Source organism: Betaproteobacteria bacterium (assembly GCA_016791345.1).
Taxonomy (GTDB): Bacteria; Pseudomonadota; Gammaproteobacteria; order Burkholderiales; family JAEUMW01; genus JAEUMW01.
Genome location: JAEUMW010000381.1, coordinates 1 through 7,461, shown reverse-complemented (window position 1 = coordinate 7,461; position 7,461 = coordinate 1). Strand labels below are relative to the sequence as shown.

At 65.6% G+C, this 7,461-nt stretch carries 6 protein-coding genes; all 6 read left to right on the top strand.

Going from position 1 to position 7,461, the window contains the following annotated elements; genetic code table 11:
* The coding region (kdpA, locus tag JNK68_14710; GenBank protein ID MBL8541596.1) for a potassium-transporting ATPase subunit A at positions 1-1,056 on the top strand (1,056 nt) is incomplete at its 5' end.
* 19 nt (positions 1,057-1,075) lie between these two features.
* The gene (gene kdpB / locus JNK68_14705; GenBank protein ID MBL8541595.1) at positions 1,076-3,178 is read left to right on the top strand and encodes a potassium-transporting ATPase subunit KdpB; all 2,103 of its coding nucleotides are present in this window, start codon (positions 1,076-1,078) and stop codon (positions 3,176-3,178) included.
* A gap of 124 nt (positions 3,179-3,302) precedes the next feature.
* Positions 3,303-3,593, top strand: coding sequence for a hypothetical protein (locus JNK68_14700; protein ID MBL8541594.1), 291 nt, complete (start codon positions 3,303-3,305; stop codon positions 3,591-3,593).
* 3 nt (positions 3,594-3,596) lie between these two features.
* Entirely contained in the window at positions 3,597-4,175 is a 579-nt protein-coding gene (gene kdpC, locus JNK68_14695; protein MBL8541593.1) for a potassium-transporting ATPase subunit KdpC, read from the top strand.
* A 263-nt stretch (positions 4,176-4,438) separates the two neighbouring features.
* Entirely contained in the window at positions 4,439-6,070 is a 1,632-nt protein-coding gene (locus tag JNK68_14690) for a hypothetical protein (GenBank protein MBL8541592.1), read from the top strand.
* A 27-nt stretch (positions 6,071-6,097) separates the two neighbouring features.
* Positions 6,098-7,461 (top strand): hypothetical protein (locus JNK68_14685; GenBank protein ID MBL8541591.1); only part of this gene is annotated, 1,364 nt, incomplete at its 3' end.

Genomic DNA, 7,461 nt, shown 5'->3' with positions numbered 1-7,461 from the left:
GCCGCTTCGCAGATCGCCATCAAGCAGCTCGGCACCAACGGCGGCGGCTTCTTCAACGTCAATTCGGCACACCCCTTCGAGAATCCGACGCCTCTCGCCAACTTTCTCGAGGTGCTGGCGATCCTCGTGATCTCGGCGGCGCTCTGCTACACGTATGGCCGAATGGTCGGCGACACGCGCCAGGGATGGGCCATTCTCGCCGCGATGACGATCGTGTTCGTTGCGTTGCTTGCCGTGTGCGTGGGCGCCGAACAGGCCGGCAATCCGCGCCTGCCCGCCCTCGGGGTCGATCAGTCCGCCGGCGCGTTGCAATCCGGCGGCAACATGGAAGGCAAGGAAACGCGCTTCGGCATCGTGAATTCCGCGCTGTGGGCGACCGCGACGACCGCGGCGTCGAATGGGTCGGTCAACTCCATGCACGACTCGTACACGCCGCTCGGCGGGCTCGTGCCGATGTGGCTCATGCAGCTCGGCGAAGTGATCTTCGGCGGTGTCGGCTCGGGACTCTACGGGATGATCGTGTTCGCGATCGTCGCCGTGTTCGTCGCCGGCCTGATGATCGGCCGCACGCCCGAGTATCTCGGGAAGAAGATCGAAGCCTTCGAGATCAAGATGTCGGCGATCGTGGTGCTGGTGCCCTTGTTCGCAGTGCTCGGCGGCACCGCCATCGCGGTTCTGGTCGATGCCGGTCGTGCCGGTGTCGCCAACCCCGGGGCGCACGCCTTCAGCGAGATCCTCTACGCGTTCTCCTCTGCCGGCAACAACAACGGCAGCGCGTTCGCGGGGCTGTCGGCGAACACGCCTTTCTACAACACCGCCCTGGGTCTCGCCATGCTGTTCTCCCGCTATTGGCTCGCGGTTCCCGCGCTGGCGCTTGCCGGCAGCCTTGCCGCGAAGAAGAGAATCCCGGTAGGCGCCGGCACGCTGCCGACTCACACGCCGCTTTTCGTCCTGTTCCTGATCAGCGTGGTCGTCATCGTCGGCGCGCTGACCTTCATCCCGGCGCTCGCGCTCGGGCCGATCGTCGAACACCTGATGCTCTATGGGACGAAGTGAACCGCCCCGGACCCTGACCATGACTACGCACACTCAAGCAGCAGCACTCCCGACTACGCCTGCCGTACCTCACGCGCTGGTCACGCGCGGCATCTTCGTCGAGGCGCTGAAAGACGCCTTCGTGAAGCTGCTGCCGCAGCACCAGTGGAAGAACCCGGTGATGTTCGTCGTCTACATCGGCAGCATTCTTACGACGATCCTCTTCTTCCAAGCGCTCGCCGGAAACGGCGAGGCGCCGACCGTCTTCATCCTCGCGATCACGCTGTGGCTCTGGTTCACCGTACTCTTCGCGAACTTCGCCGAAGCGCTGGCGGAAGGGCGCAGCAAGGCGCAGGCGGCGTCGCTGCGCGCGGCCAAGCGCGACGTGGTGGCGAAGAAGCTCTACGAGCCCAGGCACGATGCGCAGGTGTACTTCAAGCCGTCGAGCCAGCTCGTGCAGGGCGACGTGGTGCTGGTCGAGGCAGGGGACGTCATTCCCGGTGACGGCGAGGTGATCGAAGGTGCGGCTTCGGTCGACGAGAGCGCGATCACCGGCGAGAGCGCGCCGGTGATCCGCGAATCGGGCGGCGATTTCAGCGCCGTCACCGGCGGCACCCGCGTCCTCTCCGACTGGCTCGTGGTGCGCATCACGGCGCGCCCCGGCGAGTCGTTCCTCGATCGCATGATCGCCATGGTCGAGGGCGCACGCCGGCAGAAGACCCCGAACGAGATCGCGCTGACGATCCTGCTCGTCAAGCTGACGCTGGTCTTCCTGCTCGCCACTGCGACCCTGCTGCCGTTCTCCATGTACAGCGTCGACCTCGCGCAGTCCGGCCAGCCGATCACGGTGACCGTGCTCATCGCGCTGCTGGTGTGCCTGATCCCCACCACCATCGGCGGGCTGCTCTCGGCGATCGGGGTGGCCGGCATGGGACGCATGCTGCAGAAGAACGTGATCGCAGTGTCGGGGCGGGCGGTCGAGGCGGCGGGCGACGTGGACGTCCTGCTGCTCGACAAGACCGGTACCATCACGCTCGGCAACCGCCAGGCGACGGCTTTCATTCCGACATCGGGCGTGAACGACCGGGATCTTGCGGACGCTGCACAACTCGCTTCCCTCGCGGACGAAACGCCCGAAGGGCGCAGCATCGTCGTCCTCGCCAAGCAGAAGTACGGACTTCGCGCCCGCGACATCCACGCGCTCGGCGCCCAGTTCGTCCACTTCAGCGCAAAGACGCGCATGAGCGGCGTCGACGTGGACGGTCGCGAGATCCGCAAGGGCGCTGCGGACGCCGTGCGCCAGCAGGTGGAGCGCCTCGGCGGCAGCCTGCCGGCGCAGGTCGCGGACGTGGTCGAGCAGGTGTCGCGGCGCGGCAGCACACCGCTCGTGGTCGCCGACGGCGCGAAGGTGCTCGGCGTGATCGAGCTCAAGGACATCGTCAAGGGCGGCATCCGCGAGCGCTTCGCGCAGCTGCGCCGCATGGGCATCAAGACCGTGATGATCACCGGCGACAACCGGCTCACGGCTGCCACCATCGCGGCGGAAGCCGGCGTCGACGACTTCCTCGCCGAGGCCACGCCCGAGGCGAAGCTCAAGCTGATCCGCGACACGCAGGCGGAGGGACGTCTCGTCGCGATGACCGGCGATGGCACCAATGACGCGCCGGCGCTGGCGCAGGCCGACGTGGCGGTGGCGATGAACACCGGCACGCAGGCGGCGAAGGAGGCCGGGAACATGGTCGACCTTGACTCCAACCCGACCAAGCTGATCGAGGTCGTCGAGACCGGCAAGCAGCTCCTGATGACGCGCGGCGCCCTCACCACGTTCTCGATCGCCAACGACGTCGCCAAGTACTTCGCGATCATTCCGGCGGCGTTCGCGACCACCTACCCGCAGCTCAATGCGTTGAACGTCATGCACCTCGCCAGCCCGGCGAGCGCGATCCTCTCCGCCGTGATCTTCAACGCGCTCATCATCATCGCGCTCATCCCGCTCGCGCTGAAGGGGGTCAAGTACCGGCCCCTCGGTGCTGCCGCGGTGCTGCGCAAGAACCTGTGGATCTACGGCGTCGGCGGACTGATCGTGCCCTTCGCCGGGATCAAGGTCATCGACGTCTTGCTGTCGGCGATTGGATTGGCCTGACCGAGAGCGCTCAAGAGTGTTTACGAAACCTTTACGCATTGGCGCGGAGTCTTTATCGGGCGTTTTTGGCGCGCCGACTATCCTGTGTCCAGAGCCCCGATCCGAAATGCGAACGATGCATACGATGACCAAAGCGCTGTTGCAGGATAGTGGCTGTGTGCAGTGGGATCGCGTTGCCGATCGCGGGCATCGATGGTCGTCGGCGGAAGCGCGCGTCCCCTGCCCGAGCGACGCAGGCGCGAGAATCCTTGGCCGTGTCATTGCGGGCCTTCTCGCAGTCGTCCTCACGCTATCGGTTGTCGTGAACTTCCGCTACGGCCGGGTCGCCCGTCAGTACGAATCCGCCACCGCCTCGAACTCTGCCAACGCCGCGCCCTTGGCGGTGCGCGCAATCGATCTCGAATCCGGAGTCTGAAGAATGCTGCACGAATTTCGCCCCGCCCTCGTCATGCTGGTGTTCATGAGCATCCTTACCGGGCTCGCCTATCCGCTCGCCGTCACCGGCATCGCGCAGGCGGTCTTCCCTCACCAGGCAAACGGCAGCCTCATCGAACGCGACGGCAAGGCGGTCGGTTCGGAGCTCATCGGTCAGCCGTTCTCCGATCCGAAGTACTTCTGGTCGCGCGCTTCGGCAACCGCCCCGTTCCCTTACAACGCAGCCGCCTCGGGCGGCTCCAATCAGGGGCCGCTGAATTCGGCACTTACCGACGCCGTCGCCGCACGGCTCAAGGCACTCCGCGAGGCCGATCCAGCCAGCCAGACGGCGGTTCCGGTCGACCTCGTCACCGCGTCCGGCAGCGGGCTCGATCCTCACATCAGCCCGGCCGCGGCGGCGTACCAGGTCGAGCGCGTGGCGCAGGCGCGAGGTGTGGATCCCTCGATAATTCGCGCCCTGGTGGCGCAGTTCACCGAAGATCGGCAGTTCGGCGTGCTTGGTGAACCTCGGGTGAACGTGCTCAAGCTCAACCTCGGCCTCGATGCCGCGGCGAGCCATTAGAACCGAGGCCAGCACGGTCTTCACGACATGGTTGCGGGTGACTCAACCGTGCTCCTGCTATTGACCCTGGCAGCAATCGTCGTCCCGCTCGCGGTGGCCGCGGCCTTGGCCGAATGGCTGGCGAGGCGACGCCGGGGCGGGAGCAGCCGCGAACGCTGAGAAGAACAGCAATGGAAAGCGAACCCACACCGGCATCCGACGAGTTTCTGGCCCCGCGTCACCGGGACGAACTGCCAGTGGTGAGGAACTTCCGTCAGATCTGCATGTGGCCGGTGCAACTCGTCCCGCGCAACGAGGGCGGACAGATTCAGAGGCACTGGGAGCTTCCGGTCGACGCCGGGGGCAAAGCGGTCTGGAAGGAAGTGGTGGACGAGTTCCCGAGCGACCCGACGCAGTTCACCGAGCGCCACTATAAGGAGTTCGTCACGTTCCTCCCGTACGTGCAGCGGTTTCTCTTCGGAGAAGGTGCCGCAATCGACGGCGAGGGCACCTACGGTCGATCGCCGATTCGCGTGTTCCGGCGCGAGGATGTAGCACAGGCACGGGTGACCTTTCCGGGCGATCCGCGCGCGGTGCTGTTCGACGTCGCGCACGTCGATCTCTATCTCTTCTTCGATATCGACATAGCCATTCTGGTGGTCGAAATCTTCGCGAACGATCTGCCGCTCGCGCGTGCGCTCGATGTCCGCTATCGCTTCGGACGCGCCTATCCCACGCATTGGGAGCCGAGTGGCCGCGGCGGACACTGCGCCGAACGGGTCGAGTGGCTCGGCTGGGACGGCAGCATTCTGAGCGCCTCGGATTACGAGAAGCGTGACCGCTATCTCACCCATGTCTGCCAGTACCGGGTCACGCACGTCGCCGCTCACTGGGGGTACCTGATGCGGCCGCTCGTCCTGCATCACTCCGCCGAACCGGGCGCAATGCGCTATCGGGAGATCGAGTACCAGCGCATGCCGCTGATGGGCTATCTGGCGTTCGACGATCGGACGCGTCTTTCGCGCGGAGATCTGATCCGCATCGGCCTCGTCACTCGGCCGGGAGACCCCGAAATCTGGCCCTACTCGAAACGGTTCCTGCGCGATTTCGAGTCGCGCTACTGCTACGACCGCTACTGGGAGGAAAGTCGGCCGCACGACTGGCCGGACACCCGCTTCATCTGCAACGGTCACGCATTCACCATCATCGGCAACGCAGACGAGCCGTTCTTCACCGATCAGGCGACGGGCGTGCTGAGCCAGTTCCGCCATCAGTACTTCCTGTTCGGGCTGATGGCTCATTTTCACAAGGCGGCGCTGCTCATGCTCGCAGACAGGCTGGTGGTCGCGATCAGCAAGCTCGACATTCACCGCGCCGATTCGATTCGCGCGTTCAAACGCTCCATTCGGGAAACGCAGGGCATCTTTCTTCGCTTCACGCACCGCTACTGGTTTCACGAAGTCTCCGACCAGGCTCAGGCTCGGGAAATCTTCAGCATGTGGACCACGCATCTCGGCACGGAACGGCTCTACGAAGAAGTCCGTCAGCGCATCCAGGACATGACCTACTATCTGGACAGCGATCAACTGAGACGCCAGGCCGATACGGTAGTGCGGCTCACGGTGGTCACCGTCTTCGGGCTCGTGGTGAACATCGTGACCGGCTATTTCGGCATGAACCTCCTCGCCGAGGCGGACAGTCCGCTCGCCTTGAAGATCGTCTATTTCACGCTCGTGTTCCTGCCGACGCTGGCGCTCATTCTCTATGTCATCTCCAAGTCGAAGCGGCTCTCCGAATTCCTCGACTCGCTGTCGGACGAGCGCCTGCGCGGTGGCCAGAAGCTCTCCATGCTGCTCAACGTCTGGCGCGGACGAGCCGCGGCGGAGCGGGCGCCACCCGGCGTAAACTCGCTTTGATGCCCATTGCAGCAGTGGAAAATGCCCGTGGCCGACGCGCGTCCTGATCCAGACAAACTGCTCGAACGCCTGCAGCTCGACGAGACGAAGGCGAAGCGCGGGAAGCTGCACATCTTCTTCGGCGCCTCGGCGGGCGTCGGCAAGACCTACGCGATGCTCAACGCCGCGCGCTCGGCGCGGTCCGCAGGGACCGATGTCGTCGTCGGCTTGGTCGAGACGCACGGGCGTGCAGAGACGGCGGCGTTGCTGGAAGGTCTGGAAGTGCTGCCGCGCAAGCCGATCGACCACCGCGGGTCGCGCCTCGACGAGTTCGATCTCGACGCCGCGCTCGCGCGCCATCCCGAGCTCATCCTGGTCGACGAACTGGCGCATTCCAACGCGCCCGGATCGCGTCACCCGAAACGCTGCCAGGACGTCGAGGAGCTGCTGCGCGCGGGCATCAACGTCTATACCACCATCAACGTCCAGCACCTGGAAAGCCTGAACGACGTGGTCGGCGGCATCACGGGCATCCGCGTGCGCGAGACGGTGCCCGATCGCCTGTTCGACGAGGCCGACGAGGTGGTGCTGGTCGACCTGCCGCCGGACGATCTGCTGCAGCGCCTGAAGGAAGGCAAGGTCTACCTGCCGCACCAGGCCGAGCGGGCGATCCGCAACTTCTTCCGCAAGGGCAATCTGATCGCGCTGCGCGAACTCGCTCTGCGCCAGGCCGCCGATCGCGTCGACGAGGAGGTGCGCGCATATCGACGCGAGAAGTCGATCGGGCGGGTTTGGCAGACGCAGGACGCGCTGCTCGCGTGTGTCGGACCCGGTGTCGGCAGCAACAAGGTAGTGCGCGCGGCGGCGCGCCTGGCCGACAGTCTCGACGCACCCTGGCACGCCGTGTACGTGGAAACGCCGCGGTTGCAGCGCCTCCCCGAGGCGAAGCGCCGGCGCATCCTCGGCACGCTCAAGCTGGCGGAGGAGCTGGGTGCGGAGACTACGACAGTTCCGAGTCACGAGATTGCCGAGGGTCTGATCGAGCACGCTCGTAGCCACAACATCTCGCGCTTGGTGGTTGAGCGTCCGCCCCGCCCCGCGGCGGGATGGCGACGATTGTGGGGCGCATCCCTTTCCGACCGCTTGGGATATCTCGCGCCCGACGTGGACGTGATCGAGATCGCGCCGGAGGACATCGATGCGGCGGCGGAACGCACGATGTCAGACGAGGAAAGGGCATCGTTGTCACCGCGTCCTGAGGCTTGGCGCGGTTATGCGTGGTCGGCAGGGGTGTGCGTCGCCGCCGCAGTTGTCGCGAGCCTGCTGTTTCCGTACTTCGAGCTGGCGAACATCGTCATGGTGTTTCTCCTCGCGGTCGTGTTCACAGCGGTGAAGCTCGGGCGCGGACCGGC

Bases quoted from the DNA above. Each gene is read 5' to 3' on its own strand.
- kdpB (MBL8541595.1), top strand. From the start codon at position 1,076: ATGACTACGCACACTCAAGCAGCAGCACTCCCGACTACGCCTGCCGTA.
- JNK68_14700 (MBL8541594.1), top strand. From the start codon at position 3,303: ATGACCAAAGCGCTGTTGCAGGATAGTGGCTGTGTGCAGTGGGATCGC.
- kdpC (MBL8541593.1), top strand. From the start codon at position 3,597: ATGCTGCACGAATTTCGCCCCGCCCTCGTCATGCTGGTGTTCATGAGC.
- JNK68_14690 (MBL8541592.1), top strand. From the start codon at position 4,439: ATGTGGCCGGTGCAACTCGTCCCGCGCAACGAGGGCGGACAGATTCAG.